The sequence below is a fragment of the Allobosea sp. AK1 genome, assembly GCF_006714945.1.
GTDB classification, from domain to species: domain Bacteria; phylum Pseudomonadota; class Alphaproteobacteria; order Rhizobiales; family Beijerinckiaceae; genus Allobosea; species Allobosea robiniae.
The window spans coordinates 223,770-241,136 of the sequence record NZ_VFMG01000001.1; the positions used below are offsets into that span (position 1 = coordinate 223,770).

Sequence of the window (17,367 nt, forward strand, 5' to 3'; positions counted from 1 at the left end):
GGCGGAGATAGACTACTCCGCCGCGTCCTCTTCGGCCTTCGCCGCTTCGCTCTTCTTCTCGACCCGGCGCACCGAGAACACCGAGAGCTCGTAGAGCAGCATCATCGGGATCGCGAGCATCAGTTGCGAGATCACGTCCGGCGGCGTCAGCACCGCCGCCACGACGAAGACGAAGACGATGGCGTAGCGGCGCTTTTCCTTGAGGAACTTCGAATCGATGATGCCGGCCTGCCCGAGCAGGGTCAGGATCACCGGCAGCTGGAAGGCGATGCCGAAGGCGAAGATCAGCGTCATGATCAGCGAGAGATATTCGCTGACCTTCGGCAGGAGCGCGATGCCGGCCTGGGTCTCGGTCGCGGCCTGCTGCATGCCGAGCGAGAACTTCATCAACACCGGCATGGCGAAGAAGAACACCAGCGTGGCGCCGAGCGTGAAGAACACCGGCGTCGCGATCAGATAAGGCGCGAAAGCGGCCTTCTCGTTCTTGTAGAGGCCGGGCGCCACGAATTTGTAGATCTGCGTCGCGATCACCGGAAAGGCGAAGAAGCCGGCGCCGAAGGCCGCCACCTTGATATGGGTGAAGAGCAGTTCGAGCGGGCCGGTATAGATCAACTGCGCATTGGCGGCGCTGCCGGCGGCCCAGACATAGGGCAGCACCAGAATGTTGTAGATCTGCGTCGAGAAGCCGAAGCAGATGAAGAACATGATCAGGAAGGCGATCAGCGACTTGATCAGGCGAGAGCGCAATTCGACCAGATGCTCGATGAGCGGCGCGCGCGAGGCCTCGATCTCGTCCTCGCCCGCACGAGGATTGGCGACGCTCATGCGGAATTCTCCTCGCCCTTGGCGGTCTTGCGCTTGCGGGCGGCAGGCTTGGCGGGCTCAGTCGGGGCAGCAGCGAGCTTCGGCTTGCGCGCAGCAGCGACAGCCTTCGGAGGCTTGGCCGGCACGGTTGCGACAGGCGCCGGAGCCGGTGCTTCGACGGCGGCCGGCCCTTCGGCAGCCTTGGCGCTGCGCTTGCGGGCAGGCTTCGCCGGGCTCGGCTCGACCACAGCAACCGGAGCCTCGACAGCCGGCTCGGCCGCGGTCTTACGCGCCCGCTTCGGCTTGTCGGCGGGCTTCGGCGTCTCGATCTGGACGGGCGGCAGCGGCTCGGGCTGCGGCAGCGCGGCGAGCTTGGCCTCGGCCTCCTTCAGCGCTGCTTCGTCAGGCTTCGGGGTTTCGAAGTCCTTGAGGGAATCGATCGGCTTGAAGTCGCTGTTGAGCGCACTCGACACCGATCCGCCGACATCCTCGACCTGCTTCTTCAGGTCGGAGAGTTCGGCCTCGCGCATCGCCTCATTGAACTGCCCCTGGAATTCCGACGCCATGCGTCGCACCCGGGCAACCGTCTGACCGACGGTACGCAGGGCTTTGGGCAGGTCCTTCGGGCCGATCACCACGAGCGCTACCGCTCCGATCAGCACCATCTCGCTCCAGGCGATGTCGAACATCGACGGCTCGTCCTCTCAAGCCTACACCCCAGAGGGGTGCAGCGGCATCAGGCCTTGTGCTCGGCCTTGGCCTGGGCCTGGGCGGCAGCGTTGTCGGCCTTCGTCTGGTCGATCACCTTGGGATCGACGTTCGTCGCGGTCGGCGTCGCCTCGTCATCCTCGGCCATGCCCTTCTTGAACGATTTGATGCCCTTGGCGACGTCGCCCATCAACTCGGAAACCTTGCCGCGTCCAAACAGCAGCATCACGATGACGCCGACGACAATCCAGTGCCAAATGCTCACGCCACCCATGGCGAAACTCCTCCGAAATTGCGTCGACCGGGGAATGGCCCCAACCAAATCCTTGTCCGGTCGATCGTTCGGCGGCGGAACCTATTGATCCGCGGCCGGAAACACAAGGACTTCGTCCGACGGAATCTCGACCCCGATTTCGTCGCCCACCGCGATCTCGCCGGAGAGCGGCGCGCGAACCGACAAGGCCCGATCGAAGCCGTCCACCATCACCTGCAGATGGTCGGCCTCCCCGAGGAAGCGCCGGCCGGTCAACCGTCCGCGCAGGTAATACCCCTTCGGTACGATGCGGACGCGATGCGGCCGGATGCAGGCGACCGCCATCATTCCCTCCGCGATGCCCGGCGCCGCGAAGCGGCCGAACGGCGTATCGACCGCGCCGTCGGAAACCCGGCCCTCGACCTCGGTTAGATCGCAGAAAAATCGGGCGGCAAAGAGGCTGCCGGGCTGTCGGTAAAGCTCCTCGCCCGTGCCGACCTGGACGATCCGCCCCGCCCGCATCAGTACGATCCGGTCGGCTATGCGCATCGCGTCCTCGGGATCATGCGTGACGATGATCGAGGTGGCGCCGGTTTCCTCCAGCAGCGCAGCGGTCTCGTCGCGCACCACGTCGCGCAGGCGCCGGTCGAGATTGGAGAAGGGCTCGTCCATCAGCAGCACGCCCGGCCGCGGCGCGATCGCGCGCGCCAGCGCGACGCGCTGCTGCTCACCGCCCGAGAGCATGTGCGGATAGGAATCGGCGAGTTCCGCGAGCCCGACCCGTCCCAGCGCCCGCAAGGCGGTCGCATCGGCAGCAGCAGGCGCCTGGCCGCGCAGGCCGAAGCGAACGTTGTCGCGCACGGAAAGATGCGGAAACAGCGCATAGTCCTGGAAGACGAAACCGACGCCGCGATGTTCGGGCTCGACGAAGCGCTCAGGTGTCGAAACGTCGCGTCCCTCCAGCAGCACGCGCCCAGCGCTCGGCCGCTCGACCCCGGCGGCGAGCCTGAGCAGCGTCGTCTTGCCGCAGCCGGACTGGCCGAGAAGCGCGACGATCTCGCCGGGTTTGACGGAGAGCGAGACATGAGACAGCGCCGTCACCGCGCCGAAGCGCTGCGTCACGTTCTCGAAGCCGAGCGCCATCGGGATCGCCGCGCCGGCCGTGCCGCGCCGGCCCCAGCCGAGCCATCCTGATTTGGTTTCCGCCAAGGTCGATACCGCTCCGGCCATTCCACCCCGGCCGACGGCCGGGTCGTTACCCCTGTTGCGGTCCGCCCTCGCCGTCGTCAAGCGGGCTGAACAGATCGCCGAGCGGGTCCTCGTCGTCACGCAAGGACGGATCGTCGTCGGGCACCGGCACCGCAAGGTCGCGCGTCAGGCGCCCTTCGATGAAGCCCGTGCCCTTCAATTCCTCCAGCCCCGGCAGGTCGTCGATGCGGTCGAGCCCGAAATGGTCGAGGAAGCCCGGCGTCGTGCCGTAGGTGATCGGACGGCCCGGCGAGCGCCGCCGTCCGCGCAGGCGGACCCAGCCCGCCTCCAGCAGGATGTCGAGCGTGCCCTTGGCGGTGGCGACGCCACGGATCTCCTCGATCTCGGCCCGCGTCACCGGCTGGTGATAGGCGATGATCGACAGCACTTCGAGCGCCGCCCGCGACAGGCGCCTCGGCGGCTCGGCCTCGGCCGCGAGGAGATAGCCGAGGTCCGGCGCCGTGCGAAAGGCCCAGCCACCGGCGATCTGGCGCAGATTGACCCCGCGCAGCGCGTAGCTCTCGACGAGCCCGGCCAGCACCTGTTCGATCACGATACCGGCGGGAATCGCCCGGCCGAGCACCTCGGCGGTCAGCGGCGTGGCCGAGGCGAAGAGCAAGGCCTCGACCACGCGAACAGCCTGCGAAAAGGCTTCCGCCCCGCCATCGGCCTCGGCATCCTCGGGTTCGACCCACGCCCCGGTCATGAAGCGTCCTTGACGAAGGGCAGCCCTTCCGGCCTGGCCGAGCGGCGGCGCACCTCGATCGGCGCGAAGGCGTTGTCCTGCCTGAGGTCCAGGACCCCTTCCCTCACCATCTCGAGCATCGCCGACAGCGCAGAGGCCTGCACCGTCGCCCGCATCTCCCGCACGGGCAGGCCGTGCGAGGCCATGTACCGCGTCAGATAGCTGTCGAGCTCCGTCCAGTCGCCGGCCTCGCCGACCAGCCGCTGCAGGGCCTCGCGCGCCTCGACCAGGGACCAGACGACGCGGTGCCCGACCGAGATATGGCCTTGCACCCGCTTCTGCCGCTGCTGGGCATAGGCTGCGAGCAGGTCGTAGAGCTCGGCCTCCCAGACCGGCCGGGCGCCAGCCACGATCTCCTCAGGCGCACCGCGGGCGAACACGTCCTGCCCCAGCCGCTCGCGGGCGGAAAGCTTGTTCGCGGCGGCGCGGATCGCCTCCAGCCGGCGCAGGCGCAAGGCGAGCGCGGTCGCAAGGTCGGCCGCGCTCGGTTCTTCGCCCTTGGGCGGCTCGGGCAGCAGCAGGCGCGACTTGAGATAGGCGAGCCAGGCCGCCATCACGAGATAGTCGGCGGCAAGTTCGAGCCTCAGCGCCCGCGCCTCCTCGACGAAGGCGAGATATTGCTCGGCAAGAGCCAGGATGGAGATGCGGTGCAGATCGACCTTCTGCCGGCGCGCGAGATCGAGCAGCAGGTCGAGCGGCCCTTCATAGCCGTCGACATCGACGACGAGCGAAGGCTCGCCCGCGCGCTCGGTGCGGTCTTCCTCGAATGGCAACTCGGCCGTCATCGAAGGCCCTGCCCCACCTGTCATCCCCGAAGATGCAGATTCGGCCGTTCAGGCGCTCAACGCAAGCGCGCTCGCGATCTCAGCGCGCACGGCCTCCAGATCGACCGGTTCCGGCTCGTGCCGGATGCGACCCAGCGCAGCGGCGGCGCGGCGCGCACGCGCGCCCGTCATCTCCGGGACGGCACCGGCGACAGCGATCATCTCGTCCATGATGCCGTGGCAATGCAGGATGACATCGACGCCGGCCCGGATCGCGGCCCGCGACTTGGCCTCGAACGAGCCCGACAGCGCTTTCATCGAGATGTCGTCGGTCATGATCAAGCCGTCGAAGCCGAGTTCGTCGCGCATGATCTCGCGCACGATCTTGCGGGAGATCGTCGCCGGGTTCTTGGCGTCGAGCGCGGTGAAGACGAGATGCGCCGTCATCGCCAGCGGCATGTCGGCGAGATGCCGGAACGGCCGGAAATCATGCGCCCGGAGCTCGTCCAGCGAGGCATCGACGATCGGCAGGTCATGATGGCTGTCGGCCCGCGCGCGGCCATGACCGGGCATGTGCTTGACCACCGGCAGCACGCCGCCTGCAATCAGTCCCTCGGCGGCCGCCCGGCCGAGCCGTGCGACATGATCGGGGTCGTGGGCATAGGCGCGATCGCCGATCACGTCGTGGCTGCCGGCGACAGGCACGTCGAGCACCGGCAGGCAGTCGACATCGATGCCGACTTGTTTCAGGTCATGCGCCATCAGGCGGGCCGAGAGCCGGACGATCTCGCGCTGGCGGATCGGGTCATTGATCGCGAGGAAGGCGCGCGCCGACGGGTATTTCGGCCAGTTCGGCGGCCCCATGCGCTGGACGCGCCCGCCCTCCTGATCGATCAGGATCGGCGCGTGCCAGCCGACAGTCTCGCGCATCTCCGCGGTCAGTGCCGCGACCTGCTCGGGCGACTGCGTATTGCGCTTGAAGACGATGAAGCCCCAGGGCCGGGCGTCGCGGAAGAAAGCCCGCTCGTCCGCAGTGAGGCTCGTGCCGAGGCAGCCGGCGATGAAGGCGCGCGATGTCATGACATCGGGTTACGGCATCGGCCTGAAAAGGCAAATGCGGTTTTCGGACTAGGCCGATGCGAGAAAGCAAAATGTGCCACGGGCGCGGTCAAGAACGATCCGCGCCCGCGTGTAAGCTCACTTCACCTGCTGGTAGTTCTGCGCATTGAAGGCATCGAAAGGCAGCTCGGCGATGCGGAACCAGAGCTGCTCCTTCTTCCAGTACGGCAGGAAGGAATCGTAGAAGGTCTTGAAGTTGGCATTGCTGGAGGCGAGCTCGCCATACATGGCGAAGGCCTCCTTGAACGCCGCCGCCATCACCTCCTGCGGGAAGGGACGCAGCTCGGCGCCGGTGCCGGCGAGGCGAATCAGCGCGTCGGGGTTGTTGTGATCGTACTTGGCCAGGCAGTTCATGTTGGCCTCGGCGCAGGCGGCCTCGACGATCGCCTTGTAGGAAGCCGGCAGCTCGTTCCACTTGTCCTGGTTGGCGAGGAAGCTGACATTGGCGTTCCCCTCCCAGAAGCCGGGGTAGTAGTAGTACTTGGCGACCTTCGCGAAGCCGAGCTTCTCGTCGTCATAGGGACCGGAGAACTCGACGGCATCGAGCGTGCCGCGCTCCAGCGCCGGGTAGATGTCGGCGCCGCCGATGGTCTGCGGCACGACGCCGAGACGCGCCATGATCCGCCCGCCGAGGCCGGCGATACGAAACTTCAGGCCCTTCAGGTCATCCAGCGACTTGATCTCCTTGCGGAACCAGCCGCCCATCTGCGCGCCGGTATTGCCCGAGGGAATCGTGTGGACGTTGAAGCCCTTCATGAAGGCACGGCAGAGCTCGAGGCCGCCGCCCTGGTAGAGCCAGGCATTCTGCTGGCGGGCATTGAAGCCGAAGGGTAGCGAGGTCTCGAAGGCGAAGGCCGGGTCCTTGCCGATATAGAAGCTCGCCAGCGTATGGCTGCACTCGACGGTGCCGTTCTGCACGGCGTCGAGCGCCTGCAGGGCCGGCACGATCTCGCCCGGCGCGAAGACCTGGATCTGGAAGTTGTTGTCGGTCGCCTCGGCCACGCGCTTCGCGACATGGGTCGAGATGCCGAACAGGGTGTCGAGACTCTTCGGGTAGCTCGAGGTCAGGCGCCAATTGATCTTGGGCTGCGACTGCGCGATGGCGGGCGCGGCGATGGCAGCGCTTCCGGCCGCGCCGGCGGCAGCGACCTTGACGAACTTGCGGCGATCCATGGGTTACCTCCAGCATTCGGCCAGCCTGCCCTCTTGGAACAGACCACTCGTTGTTGGGGAGGCTACTCGCACGGCCTAACGCATGAAACAAGCGTGGCGTCACACCCTGTCATGCGTCCGATTCAAATGAAAACGGCGGCACCCACCGGGTGCCGCCGCTGATATCCGACGCTGATCGTTCGGATCAGTTCTTGGCGATGAAGCACTGTCCGCCGGCAGCCTGGAGCTGCGTGCACATCGAGGTCGCATCCTCGCGGGAATAAGGCCCGACGCGCAGGCGGAAGACGGTCTTGCCGCCCGCCAGCTCGGTCTTGCGGATGATCGGCGACTGCCCGGTGAGCTGTTGCGGATATTTGCGCTGGAGCGCCGCGAAGGTGGCGCGGGCCTCGGCATCGCTGCCCGGCGCGCCGAGCTGCACGACGAAGTCGCCGGTGCCGGCGCGGACGGCTGCGGTCGCCGGTGCCGGCGGCACGGCGTCCGGAGCAGCGCTGGCGAGACGGGTCGGCGCGGCAGGCGTGGTCGCGGCCGGCGGCGTCGTCGCCCGTTCCTGAACCTTCGGTGCCGCGGCAGCCGGTGCGGGGCGCGGCGCCGGCTGCGCCGCCAGGCTGGCAAGCGAGCGGGTAGGCGCCGAGCCGGTCGCGATCGGCTGGTTGCTGTCGACGGCGATCGGGTTCTGTGCCGGCGTGCCGTCGGGACGGATCGAGACGGTACGAACCTTGCGCGGCTCGCCGAGGCCCGGCACCGGCGGGGTCGGCGTCAGGGCCGGCTCCAGCGGAGCGATGCTGCGCTCGGGCGCGCCCGGAGCCGCGGCGAGTGCCGTTCCGGCACCGGAGGTCGGGCCGGGCACGACCACGCGCGGCGGCATCGAGCGGGCCGCCTGCTGGACATCGATCGGCTGCTCCTCGTTGTTCACGACCTTGCTCTGCGCCGGTGGGGCGTCAGGATTGCGATCGTAGATCTGCTTGTTCTGGTTCGGGATCTCCGCGCCGCCCGGATTGACCGGCTCGACCTTGACCGGCCCGGCATCGGCCGCGATCACCGGCGGCTGACCATCCTTCGAGACGGAGCCGCCGCGCCACGTGAACGCAGCGCCGACGCCGACGAGGCCGACGGCGATGACCGCTGCCGCAGCCCAGAGTCCCTTGCGCGAACGGCGCGGCTCCAGGTCGGGCATGTCGTCTTCGCCGTATTCCGGCGCTGGCATGCCCTGCTGGGCGTGGCCATAGTCATAGGCAGGCTCTTCCGGCGCATAGGCGGCCGGCGCCGGGCGGTATGGCGCGCCCTGGTCGAGGTCGCGCGGCGGAGCCGCACCCTGAAGCACGGCCGGGCGCGCATAGGGCAGCGGCTCGGGCAGATCGAAATCGGGCTCGAAATCATCCTGGGGAGCAGGCTGGGCCGGGGGCGCAGGCGGAGGCGCAGCTTCCGCCCGCTTCGGCTCGGTGCGTCGCAGCAGCGCCTCGAACTCGTCGAGCGCGCCGCGCATTTCGGCTGGAGGCGCGCTCATTTCGGGAGCGGCCGGCGCCGGCTGCTGCGGGACGACCTCGAAGCTCGGCTCCTGGCGCGGCGCAGGGCGCGGCGGCGGGCGCCGCTCGGCGAAAATGTCCTTGAGCGGATCTTCCTGCCCGACGATGCGGGTCAGTTCCGCAAGCGGATCGGCCTGCTGCCCCGGGCGGGGCGTCTGCCCTGCTCCGCGCAGCTGGCGCTCGAGATCTTCGAGATCGAGCGCGAAACGATTCCTAGCTGGCTCACTCATGGTATGATCCATTCCAGCACAAGCCGCTTCCTCCTATGGAAGAACCGGGAACTCTGTGCGGTCAACCTGACCTTGTGCGCGCCAGCGGAAAAACCTCCGTCAGCGCATCTCTTCCGGCGCCGCAACTCCGGCGACAGCCAGACCGGAAGCAAGAACGCTGCGCACCGCATGCACAAACGCCAACCTCGCCAAGGTCGACTTTCGATCAGTTTGATTAACGAACCGTAATTGCGGCGAGTCTTTGCCCTTGTTCCAGAGCGAGTGGAAAGCGCTCGCCAGTTCATGAACGAAGAATGCCACGCGATGCGGCTCGTGCGCGGCCGCCGCACCTTCGATGATTCGCGGATAGGCCGCGATCGTCTTGATGATGCCGACTTCGGCCTCGTCGACGAGGATCGAGAGATCGGCCCCGGCCAGCGCCGCCGACGACAGGTCGAGATCGGGATAGACCTCGCGCGCCTGCCGGAAGATCGAGGCGCAGCGCGCATGCGCGTACTGGACGTAGAAGACCGGATTGTCCTTCGACTGCTCGACCACCTTGCCGAGATCGAAATCCAGCGTCGCGTCGTTCTTGCGGAAGATCATCATGAAGCGCACCGCATCGCGGCCGACCTCGTCGATGACCTCGCGCAGCGTGACGAAATCGCCGGAGCGCTTCGACATCCTGACCTGCTCGCCGTTGCGCAGCAGCCGCACGAGCTGGCAGAGCTTGACGTCGAGCGAGCCCTGCCCGCCCGTCACCGCCTTCACGGCCGCCTGCATGCGCTTGACATAGCCGCCATGGTCGGCGCCCCAGACGTCGATCATTTCGGGGAAGCCGCGCACAAACTTGGAGCGGTGATAGGCGATGTCGTTGGCGAAATAGGTGTAGCTGCCATCCGATTTCAGCAGCGGCCGGTCGACATCGTCGCCGAATTTGGTGGCGCGGAACAGCGTCTGCTCGCGGTCTTCCCAGTCCTCGTCCTTCTGGCCCTTCGGCGGCGGCAGGCGCCCTTCATAGACAAGGTCGCGCGAGCGCAGGTCCTCGATGGTCTGGTGCACCGCGTTTGAATTGCCGTCCCGGCCCTGCAGCGAGCGCTCCGAGAAAAACAGGTCGTGGACAACGCCAAGCGCAGCGAGATCGTCGCGGATCATCGCCATCATGCCGTCGATCGCCGCCTGCCGGACGAGCGGGAGCCAGTCCCACTCGGCCTTGTTGCGCAAGGCGTCGCCATGCTGCTCGGCAAGCGCCTTGCCGACCGAGACCAGGTAATCGCCGGGATAAAGCCCCTCGGGGATCGGGCCGATATCCTCGCCCAGCGCCTCGCGGTAGCGCAGGAAGGCGGAGCGGGCGAGCACATCGACCTGCGCGCCGGCGTCGTTGATGTAATATTCGCGGGTGACGTCATGGCCGGCGAAGGCGAGCAGGCTCGCCAGTGCATCACCGAACACCGCACCGCGGCCATGGCCGACATGCATCGGCCCGGTCGGGTTGGCCGAGACATACTCGACATTGACTCTCGGCTCGGGCTTCGGCGTACCGCGCCCGTAATCCAGCCCCGCCTCGACCGCGGTCTTCAGCACCGCCGTGAACACGGCCGACTGCAGCGTCAGGTTGATGAAGCCGGGGCCGGCGATCTCAGCCTTGGTGATCTCCGGATCCCTGGACAATTCCTCGACCAGCAGCGTGGCCAGCGCGCGCGGGTTGGTGCCGGCATCCTTGGCCAGCACCATCGCGGCATTGGTGGCGAGATCGCCATGAGCCGGGTCCTTGGTCGGCTCGACCACGACGCGCGCGAGATTGAGGCCCGCCGGAAGCGCGCCTCGCTCGGCAAGGGCCGAGAGCGCGGCATGAAGACGGGCGGAATAGATCTCGAACAGGTTCATTGCGGCCACGATTGCGGATGGGGAGCCGCCCGGCCCTATCGCAGCGAGGGGGTGGCGTCAAACAGCCGGCGGTGCTCGTCGAGCGCGTACCAGTCGGTCATCCCGGCGATATAGTCGGCAATACGCCGCGCGCGGCGGTGTTCGTCGAGCGGATCGCAGCCCGCTGCCCATTCCGCCGGCATCGCTGCCGGGTCGGAGCTGAAGCGCTGGAACAGCTCGCGCACCACCTGTGCCGCATCGGCCCGGATCGGCGCGATACGCGGATGGCGATACATGTTCGGATAGAGGAAACCCTTGATGTCGCGGTCGGCCGCCTCGATCACCGGCGAGAAGGCGATAACGGGTGCATCGGCCCTCCGGATCGCATCGGCATCATCTGGCGCCAGCGCCGCGAGACGTCTCTGCGATTCCGCGATCACGTCCTCGACGAAGCGCGTGATCACCCGTCGCACCAGCTCGTTCGTCGCCCTCGCTCGCTCCAGCCCGGGATGCAAGCGCTCGATCTCGTCGAGCAGTTCGGCGAGGAACGGCACCGCCCTGAGCTCGGCATGGCCGAACAGCCCGGCGCGCAGGCCGTCGTCGATGTCATGGGCATTATAAGCGATGTCGTCGGCCAGCGCCGCGGCCTGCGCCTCGGCCGAGGCATAGCTGTCGAGCCAGAGGTCCTGGCGCTGCTGGTATTCGACGATCGCGACGGGAATACCTGACTTCACATAGCGCGCCGTCGGCTTGCCCTCGTGGTCGAGCAGCGGACCGTTATGCTTGACCAGTCCTTCGAGCGTCTCCCAGCTCAGGTTGAGCCCGTCGAAATCGGCATAGCGCCGCTCCAGCCGGGTCACGATCCGGAGCGTCTGGGCGTTGTGGTCGAAGCCTCCGAAACCGGCCATGCATTCTTCCAGCGCATCCTCGCCGGTATGGCCGAAGGGCGTGTGGCCGAGGTCATGCGCCAGCGCCAGGGCCTCGGCCAGGTCCTCGTCGAGGCCGAGCGCGCGCGCCAGGGCGCGGGCGATCTGCGCCACCTCGATCGTATGGGTCAGGCGGGTCCGATAGTGGTCGCCCTCATGCGAGACGAAGACCTGCGTCTTGTGCTTGAGCCGGCGGAACGCGGTCGAATGGATGATGCGGTCGCGGTCGCGCTGGAACTCGCCGCGCGTCGCCGAGGCCGGCTCCGCCACGAGGCGCCCGCGGCTCGTGCTGGAGCGGCAGGCATAGGGCGCGCGCCAGCGCTCTCCGGGCTCGTGGCCGGCGGGCGGGGTCGGGCTCTGTGGATAGGGCATGGCAGCCTCGTTGCGACCCCATGCTTGTAGAGCCGCTGTCGGGCCATTACCTTCCCGGGTAACCAGGGTGCAAGGCGCATCTGCCCAAGGAGCCCCGAATATGTCGACCGATCTCGCGGTCAATCCACGCGGCATCGCGGTGACCGCAAATGCCGCGAAACGCATTCTCTCGGTGATGGCGAGCGAAGCGCCGGGCGCGATGCTGCGTGTCAGCGTCGCCGGCGGCGGCTGCTCCGGCTTCCAGTACATCTTCGATATCGATCAGGAAAAAGCTCCAGACGATCTCATGATCGAGCGCGACGGTGCCAAGGTGCTGATCGACGAGACCTCGCTCGATCTGCTCGAAGGCTGCACCATCGATTTCGTCGACGACCTGATCGGCCAGTCCTTCCGGATCACCAACCCGAACGCGACGAGTTCCTGCGGCTGCGGCACGTCCTTCGGGATTTGATTGCCGCCGATCGACGGGCGTCTTGCCTAGGCTTGCCCCGCGGATGACGCCAAGCCTGCGTGGCAAAAAGAAAAGGCGCCCACGGGGCGCCTTTTTCATTCAACCGAGCCGGAAAGTTAATGCGCCGCCGTCGCGGCCACATCCTGCTCCAGGTGGATTTCCGCGGCCATAAGGCCCTTCGGCCCCGGCCCATAGCGCACCAGCACGGTCTGGCCCGGCACCAGCTCGACGAGCCCGTAGCGGCGCAGCGTCTCCATATGCACGAAGATGTCCGGCGCGCCCTCGCCCTTCGAGACGAAGCCGAAACCGCGCAGGCGGTTGAACCACTTCACGACCATGCGCTCGAGCCCGCTCGTCGGCGACACCGCGACATTGGTGCGCGCCATCGGCATCTCGGACGGATGGCGTCCGGAGGAGGTATCGATCGACAGCACGCGCACCGCCTGGCGGCCTCGCGGCTTCTCGACGGCTTCGAGCACGATGCGAGCGCCTTCGGCTATCGTGTTGAATCCGTCGCGCTTCAGGATCGTGACATGGAGCAGAACGTCGGCGCCGCCCGCCTCCGGAACGACGAAGCCATAGCCCTTGGAGACGTCGAACCACTTGACGTAGCCGGTGACCTCGACCGGCACCTCCGGCGCGTGATCGCCCGCCCCATCGAGCCGCACGACGCGATTGAGTGACTGGATGGGACCCATCGGTGGCCGCCCGCTCTCACCGAATTCGTCGGACATGTGCCGCTCACCCCCACGCACAACGCTTGATTCGCGCTGTCACGATACCATTGCTGCGGATTCAGGAAACAGCCCCCGAAAAATCGTCCACATCATCCGGGTCTGGAAGCGAGCCCTCCCAGCACCGCCCCGCTCTCGGCGCGGATGACGAGATCGGCCACCGGATCGAGCTCCGTCGGCTCGCGGTTGAGGATGACGAGCTTGGCGCCCTGTCGCTTGGCGATCACCGGCAGCGTCGCGGCCGGGTAGACCACGAGCGACGAGCCGACGACGAGGAAGAGGTCGCATTCCAGCGCGAATGCCTGCGCCCGCTTCATCGCCTCCTGCGGCATTGCCTGCCCGAAGGAGATCGTCGCCGATTTCACCGGTCCGGCGCAGATCGTGCATTCCGGCGGCTCGCCGGTGGCCTCGAAAGCGGGCCGGATCGCCGCCAGCTCATGCCGCCAGCCACAGCTCAGGCAGGTCGCATAGGTGCCGTTGCCGTGCAGCTCGATCACCTTGTCCTCGGGCACGCCGGAAGCCTGGTGCAGACCGTCGATATTCTGGGTGACGATGGCGGGCGAACGCCCCTCCGCCACCAGCCGGGCCAGCGCCTGATGGCCGCTGTTCGGCGCGGCACCGCGATAATGGTCGTCCATCGTGAATTTGCGGCGCCAGGCCTCGATACGGACCTCCCGGCTCTCGACGAAGGCATCGTAGGGGATCGGCTTGTTGACCATCCAGGGCGAACCGGGTGTGCGGAAATCCGGCACGCCGGACTCAGTCGAGATGCCGGCGCCAGTGAAGCTGACGATGCTGTCCGCCTCGTCGAGCAGCGCATGCAGCGCGGCAATGGCATCCTCGGTCGCGTCCTGCATGCATTCGCCCGATCGCTGGATTGGAAGTGCTCCAGATATGGCGCGGGTTTGCTGCGCTTCCAAGGCGATTGACGCCAGCGCACGCACGCAGCAAATCAGATGCACCATGCCGACGACCGCCAGCCCCTCGCTCAATCCCGATCTCATCGATACCGGCACGCCACCGATCCCGGAGGCGCAGGGCTGGGCCCGCGCCTATGGCGGCGCCCGCGGCCCGCTGATCGACCTGTCGCAGGCAGTGCCCGGCGCCCCGCCCCCGACAGCCCTGCTCGAGAAGCTCGCCATTGCGGCGGCCGAGCCCGGCAACACGCGCTATGGCGGCATCACCGGCGATGCGACCTTGCGCGAGGCTTATGCCGCCGAGATCTCCCGCATCTACGGCACGGCCTTCGCGCCGGCCGAGGTCGCGATCACCTCGGGCTGCAACCAGGCCTATGTCGTGACGATGATGGCGCTGGCGCGGGCCGGCGACAACGTACTGCTGCCGACGCCCTGGTACTTCAACCACGAGATGACGCTGACCATGCTCGGCGTCGAGGCCCGCCCGCTGCCCTGCGCGCCGGAAGCCGGCTTCGTGCCGGATGCCGCGACCGCCGAGGCGTTGATCGACGAGCGCACCCGCGCCATCGTGCTGGTCACGCCCAACAACCCGACCGGCGCGGTCTATCCGCCCGAGACCATCGCAGCCTTCGCCGCGCTCTGCGCAAGGCGCGGCATCTGGCTCGTACTGGACGAGACCTATCGCGATTTCCTGCCCGCGGACGTTGCGAAGCCGCATGAAGTCTTCGCCACAACGAGCTGGCAGGATTCGCTGATCGGCCTCTACAGCTTCTCGAAGGCCTATGCGATTCCCGGCTGGCGCCTTGGCGCGATCACGGCCGGCGATCCGGCGCTCGCCCAGATCGGCAAGGTGCTCGACTGCGTGCAGATCAGCCCGGTCCGGGCCGGCCAGGCCGCCGTGACCTGGGGTATCGACGGCATCCGCGACTGGCGCGAGCGCAACCGCGCCGAGATCAATGCCCGCGCCGATCTCTTCCGCCAGGCGATGGCACCGCTCAACGGCTGGCGCGTGCTCTCGGCCGGCGCCTATTTTGCCTATGTCGCGCATCCGTTCGAGGGCGCGAAGGCGGCCGAGGTGGCGCGCCGCCTCGTCGCGGATTGCGGCGTGCTCGCCCTGCCCGGCCCGTATTTCGGCCCGGGACAGGAGAGCCACCTGCGCATCGCCATCGCCAATGTCGCGGCCGACAGGATCGAAGGGCTGCGCGAGCGGCTGACGGGGTTTTCGCTCTGACCGGCGGCTGGCCGAGCCGTCATGCTCGCCCTTGTGGCGAGCATCCACGTCTTGAACACCGCCCGCGCTGAAGGAAGACGTGGATGGTCGGGACAAGCCCGACCATGACGCAAGAATGGGTCGCAGGCTTACCGGAACAGCGCCGCGTAGCGATCGCGATAGGCCCAGACCAGCATCGAGCCCAGCACCACCAAGATCACCGCGACCGGCAGGCCCTGCGGGTTGATCGTGACATGGAACAGCACGATCACCGCCATCACGGGCGCGATCAGCGCCAGCCCGAAGGCCGGCACGACATTCGCGATCAGGCTGAGCGCGCCCGTGAGATTAACCGCCTTCAGGAAGGGCCAGAGGAAGCCGGAATCCTGCAGGGCGGTCTCGAACACGACGCCACGCGGGCTGGTCGGCGGATGGATCAGGTTCATGCCCGTGGCGAGCCACCAGAAGCCGTCGACGGCGCTGATGAGGAAGATCACCCCGAGCAGGACGCGCGGGATGGTGACGAGAAAAAAGGTCTTCATGGAGATCCGAGCCGACAAAAGAAATGGCCCCGGCAGCGCCGGAGCCATCCTTGGTCGCCTCGACCGCGCGCCGGGTTCAATCGGCGCGCTGAAAAACTACATCGTCGCGCCGATCTGCCAGGGCACGAACTCGGCATCGCCATAACCCATCTCTTCCGACTTGGAGTGCTCGCCCGAAGCGACGCGCAGCAGGTAGTCGAAGATTTCGCGCCCCTTCTCCTCCAGCGTCACGCCGTCGAGCACATCGCCGCAATTGATGTCCATGTCGTCGGTCTGCTTCAGATACATCGGCGTGTTGGTGGCGAGCTTGACCGAGGGCGTCGGCTTGCAGCCATAAGCCGAGCCGCGACCCGTGGTGAAGGCGAGGATATTGGCGCCGCCTGCCACCTGGCCCGTCGCCGAGACCGGGTCGTAGCCGGGGGTGTCCATGTAGACGAAGCCCTTTTCCTTCACCGGCTCGGCATAGTGGTAGACGGCCGAGAGCGTCTTGGTACCGCCCTTGGCAGCCGCGCCCAGCGACTTCTCCAGGATCGTGGTAAGCCCGCCCGCCTTGTTCCCCGGCGAGGGGTTGTTGTTCATGCTCATCCGGGCGCGCGCGGTGTAATCCTCCCACCACTTGATGATGCCGACGAGCTTCTCGCCGACCTCCCGCGTCGCCGCGCGGCGCGTCAGCAGGTGCTCGGCGCCGTAGATTTCGGGCGTCTCGGAGAGGATCGCCGTGCCGCCGTGCTCGACCAGGATGTCGACGGCCGCGCCCAGCGCCGGATTGGCGGTGATGCCGGAATAGCCGTCCGAGCCGCCGCATTGCAGGGCCAGCATCAATTCGGAGGCCGGTACCGTCTCGCGGACCGCCTTGTTGGCGATCGGCAGCATCACCTTCAGCGCATCGATGCCGGCGGCGACCGCCTTCTTGGTGCCACCGGTCTCCTGGATCGTCAGGGTGCGGAAGACGTCGCTTTCCGTGACGCCATAAGCTTCCTTCATCCGGCTGATCTGGAAGCCCTCGCAGCCGAGGCCGACGACGAGCACCGCCGCCATGTTCGGATTGCAGGCATAGCCCCAGGTGGTGCGCTTCAGCACCTCGAAGCTCTCGCCGTTGTAGTCGATGCCGCAGCCGGTGCCGTGGGTCAGCGCGATCACGCCGTCGACATTGGGATAGTCGGCGAGCAGCCCGGAGCGCTTCACCTCCTCGGCCATGAAGCGTGCGGCCGAGGCCGAGCAGTTCACCGAGGTCAGGATGCCGACATAATTGCGCGTTCCGGCCTTGCCATTGGCGCGGCGGAAGCCCTCGAAGGTCGCCTGCTGCTCGACCGGCAGGACGAATTCGGGTTTTGCCTCCGCAGCGAAGGCATAGTCGCGATCGAAGGCGTGGAAGCCGGTATTGTGCTCGTGCACCCAATCGCCCGGCACGATATCGGCCGTCGCGAAGCCGATGATCTGGCCGAACTTGCGGATCGGCTGGTCCTTGGCGATCGGCACGATCGCCATCTTGTGCCCGCGCGGGATGCGTTTCAGCGCCTCGACCCCGGCCGCCGTCACGCCGAGATCGACGGGATCGACCGCGACGACGACGTTGTCGGCAGCGTTGAGCTTGAGCGTGCGGGGCGGCGCGGATTTGTCGAGCATGGCGGAAACCGGAACCTCTCGGCGCCGCGACGGCGGCGCACGCCTCTAGAGATGCCCCCAACCGCCGGTGTTTTCAATCGGTTCAAATCAGGAAACGGCCATGCGCCGCCGTGCACGGGGCGAAAAGCCGCCGGCCTGGGCACAGCCTGATTTCGACCCTCGCGTGGCCATGCTGGA

At 67.3% G+C, this 17,367-nt stretch carries 17 protein-coding genes; 2 read left to right on the forward strand and 15 right to left on the reverse strand.

Annotated features, from left to right (window positions below; translation table 11 throughout):
- Nucleotides 1-12: 12 nt before the first annotated feature.
- The 11 genes from tatC to FHT98_RS01180 all read right to left on the reverse strand — a co-directional run bounded on the left by tatC (nucleotide 13) and on the right by FHT98_RS01180 (nucleotide 11,710).
- Nucleotides 13-825, reverse strand: a complete 813-nt coding sequence (gene tatC, locus FHT98_RS01130; RefSeq protein ID WP_061967488.1) for a twin-arginine translocase subunit TatC — start codon at nucleotides 823-825, stop codon at nucleotides 13-15.
- The gene (gene tatB, locus FHT98_RS01135; protein WP_142111889.1) at nucleotides 822-1,493 is read right to left on the reverse strand and encodes a Sec-independent protein translocase protein TatB; all 672 of its coding nucleotides are present in this window, start codon (nucleotides 1,491-1,493) and stop codon (nucleotides 822-824) included. The genes tatC and tatB overlap by 4 nt, the downstream gene beginning before the upstream one ends.
- 47 nt (nucleotides 1,494-1,540) lie before the next feature.
- On the reverse strand, nucleotides 1,541-1,786 hold the full coding sequence (locus tag FHT98_RS01140; RefSeq protein WP_061967485.1) for a twin-arginine translocase TatA/TatE family subunit: 246 nt from the start codon (nucleotides 1,784-1,786) through the stop codon (nucleotides 1,541-1,543).
- A gap of 81 nt (nucleotides 1,787-1,867) precedes the next feature.
- Nucleotides 1,868-2,908, reverse strand: coding sequence for an ABC transporter ATP-binding protein (locus FHT98_RS01145; protein ID WP_465246927.1), 1,041 nt, complete (start codon nucleotides 2,906-2,908; stop codon nucleotides 1,868-1,870).
- Between the two features lie 112 nt (nucleotides 2,909-3,020).
- The gene (scpB, locus tag FHT98_RS01150) at nucleotides 3,021-3,719 is read right to left on the reverse strand and encodes an SMC-Scp complex subunit ScpB (protein ID WP_113584332.1); all 699 of its coding nucleotides are present in this window, start codon (nucleotides 3,717-3,719) and stop codon (nucleotides 3,021-3,023) included.
- The gene (locus FHT98_RS01155) at nucleotides 3,716-4,543 is read right to left on the reverse strand and encodes a segregation and condensation protein A (RefSeq protein ID WP_142111893.1); all 828 of its coding nucleotides are present in this window, start codon (nucleotides 4,541-4,543) and stop codon (nucleotides 3,716-3,718) included. Before FHT98_RS01155 ends, scpB begins: the two co-directional genes overlap by 4 nt.
- Nucleotides 4,544-4,591: 48 nt before the next feature.
- Nucleotides 4,592-5,602, reverse strand: a complete 1,011-nt coding sequence (gene nagZ, locus FHT98_RS01160; RefSeq protein ID WP_142111895.1) for a beta-N-acetylhexosaminidase — start codon at nucleotides 5,600-5,602, stop codon at nucleotides 4,592-4,594.
- Nucleotides 5,603-5,719: 117 nt separating this feature from the next.
- Nucleotides 5,720-6,814, reverse strand: a complete 1,095-nt coding sequence (locus FHT98_RS01165) for a TRAP transporter substrate-binding protein (protein WP_142111897.1) — start codon at nucleotides 6,812-6,814, stop codon at nucleotides 5,720-5,722.
- Between the two features lie 184 nt (nucleotides 6,815-6,998).
- A complete protein-coding gene (locus FHT98_RS01170; protein WP_142111898.1) occupies nucleotides 6,999-8,567 on the reverse strand; it encodes an SPOR domain-containing protein in 1,569 nt (522 codons plus the stop codon).
- A gap of 99 nt (nucleotides 8,568-8,666) precedes the next feature.
- Nucleotides 8,667-10,433 (reverse strand): arginine--tRNA ligase, encoded by a 1,767-nt coding sequence (gene argS / locus FHT98_RS01175; protein ID WP_142111900.1) that lies wholly within the window; start codon nucleotides 10,431-10,433, stop codon nucleotides 8,667-8,669.
- A 35-nt stretch (nucleotides 10,434-10,468) separates the two neighbouring features.
- Nucleotides 10,469-11,710, reverse strand: a complete 1,242-nt coding sequence (locus FHT98_RS01180; protein WP_142111902.1) for a deoxyguanosinetriphosphate triphosphohydrolase — start codon at nucleotides 11,708-11,710, stop codon at nucleotides 10,469-10,471.
- Between the two features lie 100 nt (nucleotides 11,711-11,810).
- Between FHT98_RS01180 and FHT98_RS01185 the strand changes: the two genes are divergently transcribed.
- Nucleotides 11,811-12,161 carry a HesB/IscA family protein gene (locus FHT98_RS01185; protein WP_061967469.1) on the forward strand — a complete coding sequence of 117 codons (351 nt, stop codon included), beginning with the start codon at nucleotides 11,811-11,813 and terminating at the stop codon, nucleotides 12,159-12,161.
- 116 nt (nucleotides 12,162-12,277) lie between these two features.
- Here FHT98_RS01185 and FHT98_RS01190 read toward each other — a convergent pair whose 3' ends face one another.
- Together FHT98_RS01190 and FHT98_RS01195 are read right to left on the reverse strand one after the other, a co-directional pair.
- A complete protein-coding gene (locus FHT98_RS01190) occupies nucleotides 12,278-12,895 on the reverse strand; it encodes a cold-shock protein (RefSeq protein WP_061967468.1) in 618 nt (205 codons plus the stop codon).
- A 92-nt stretch (nucleotides 12,896-12,987) separates the two neighbouring features.
- Complete coding sequence (locus FHT98_RS01195) at nucleotides 12,988-13,752, reverse strand: SIR2 family NAD-dependent protein deacylase (protein WP_142111904.1); 765 nt, start codon at nucleotides 13,750-13,752, stop codon at nucleotides 12,988-12,990.
- A gap of 106 nt (nucleotides 13,753-13,858) precedes the next feature.
- Between FHT98_RS01195 and FHT98_RS01200 the strand changes: the two genes are divergently transcribed.
- A complete protein-coding gene (locus FHT98_RS01200; RefSeq protein WP_142111905.1) occupies nucleotides 13,859-15,043 on the forward strand; it encodes an aminotransferase in 1,185 nt (394 codons plus the stop codon).
- Between the two features lie 128 nt (nucleotides 15,044-15,171).
- Here FHT98_RS01200 and FHT98_RS01205 read toward each other — a convergent pair whose 3' ends face one another.
- Together FHT98_RS01205 and FHT98_RS01210 are read right to left on the reverse strand one after the other, a co-directional pair.
- Nucleotides 15,172-15,564: a hypothetical protein gene (locus tag FHT98_RS01205; protein WP_142111907.1), complete on the reverse strand. Its 393-nt coding sequence runs from the start codon at nucleotides 15,562-15,564 to the stop codon at nucleotides 15,172-15,174.
- Between the two features lie 96 nt (nucleotides 15,565-15,660).
- On the reverse strand, nucleotides 15,661-17,190 hold the full coding sequence (locus FHT98_RS01210; RefSeq protein ID WP_142111909.1) for a UxaA family hydrolase: 1,530 nt from the start codon (nucleotides 17,188-17,190) through the stop codon (nucleotides 15,661-15,663).
- Between the last annotated feature and the right edge of the window lie 177 nt (nucleotides 17,191-17,367).

Bases quoted from the DNA above. Each gene is read 5' to 3' on its own strand.
- scpB (WP_113584332.1), bottom strand. From the start codon at position 3,719: ATGACCGGGGCGTGGGTCGAACCCGAGGATGCCGAGGCCGATGGCGGG.
- tatC (WP_061967488.1), bottom strand. From the start codon at position 825: ATGAGCGTCGCCAATCCTCGTGCGGGCGAGGACGAGATCGAGGCCTCG.
- FHT98_RS01165 (WP_142111897.1), bottom strand. From the start codon at position 6,814: ATGGATCGCCGCAAGTTCGTCAAGGTCGCTGCCGCCGGCGCGGCCGGA.
- FHT98_RS01155 (WP_142111893.1), bottom strand. From the start codon at position 4,543: ATGACGGCCGAGTTGCCATTCGAGGAAGACCGCACCGAGCGCGCGGGC.
- tatB (WP_142111889.1), bottom strand. From the start codon at position 1,493: ATGTTCGACATCGCCTGGAGCGAGATGGTGCTGATCGGAGCGGTAGCG.
- FHT98_RS01185 (WP_061967469.1), top strand. From the start codon at position 11,811: ATGTCGACCGATCTCGCGGTCAATCCACGCGGCATCGCGGTGACCGCA.
- nagZ (WP_142111895.1), bottom strand. From the start codon at position 5,602: ATGACATCGCGCGCCTTCATCGCCGGCTGCCTCGGCACGAGCCTCACT.
- FHT98_RS01210 (WP_142111909.1), bottom strand. From the start codon at position 17,190: ATGCTCGACAAATCCGCGCCGCCCCGCACGCTCAAGCTCAACGCTGCC.
- FHT98_RS01180 (WP_142111902.1), bottom strand. From the start codon at position 11,710: ATGCCCTATCCACAGAGCCCGACCCCGCCCGCCGGCCACGAGCCCGGA.
- FHT98_RS01145 (WP_465246927.1), bottom strand. From the start codon at position 2,908: ATGGCGCTCGGCTTCGAGAACGTGACGCAGCGCTTCGGCGCGGTGACG.
- argS (WP_142111900.1), bottom strand. From the start codon at position 10,433: ATGAACCTGTTCGAGATCTATTCCGCCCGTCTTCATGCCGCGCTCTCG.
- FHT98_RS01205 (WP_142111907.1), bottom strand. From the start codon at position 15,564: ATGAAGACCTTTTTTCTCGTCACCATCCCGCGCGTCCTGCTCGGGGTG.
- FHT98_RS01140 (WP_061967485.1), bottom strand. From the start codon at position 1,786: ATGGGTGGCGTGAGCATTTGGCACTGGATTGTCGTCGGCGTCATCGTG.
- FHT98_RS01195 (WP_142111904.1), bottom strand. From the start codon at position 13,752: ATGCAGGACGCGACCGAGGATGCCATTGCCGCGCTGCATGCGCTGCTC.
- FHT98_RS01190 (WP_061967468.1), bottom strand. From the start codon at position 12,895: ATGTCCGACGAATTCGGTGAGAGCGGGCGGCCACCGATGGGTCCCATC.
- FHT98_RS01170 (WP_142111898.1), bottom strand. From the start codon at position 8,567: ATGAGTGAGCCAGCTAGGAATCGTTTCGCGCTCGATCTCGAAGATCTC.
- FHT98_RS01200 (WP_142111905.1), top strand. From the start codon at position 13,859: ATGCCGACGACCGCCAGCCCCTCGCTCAATCCCGATCTCATCGATACC.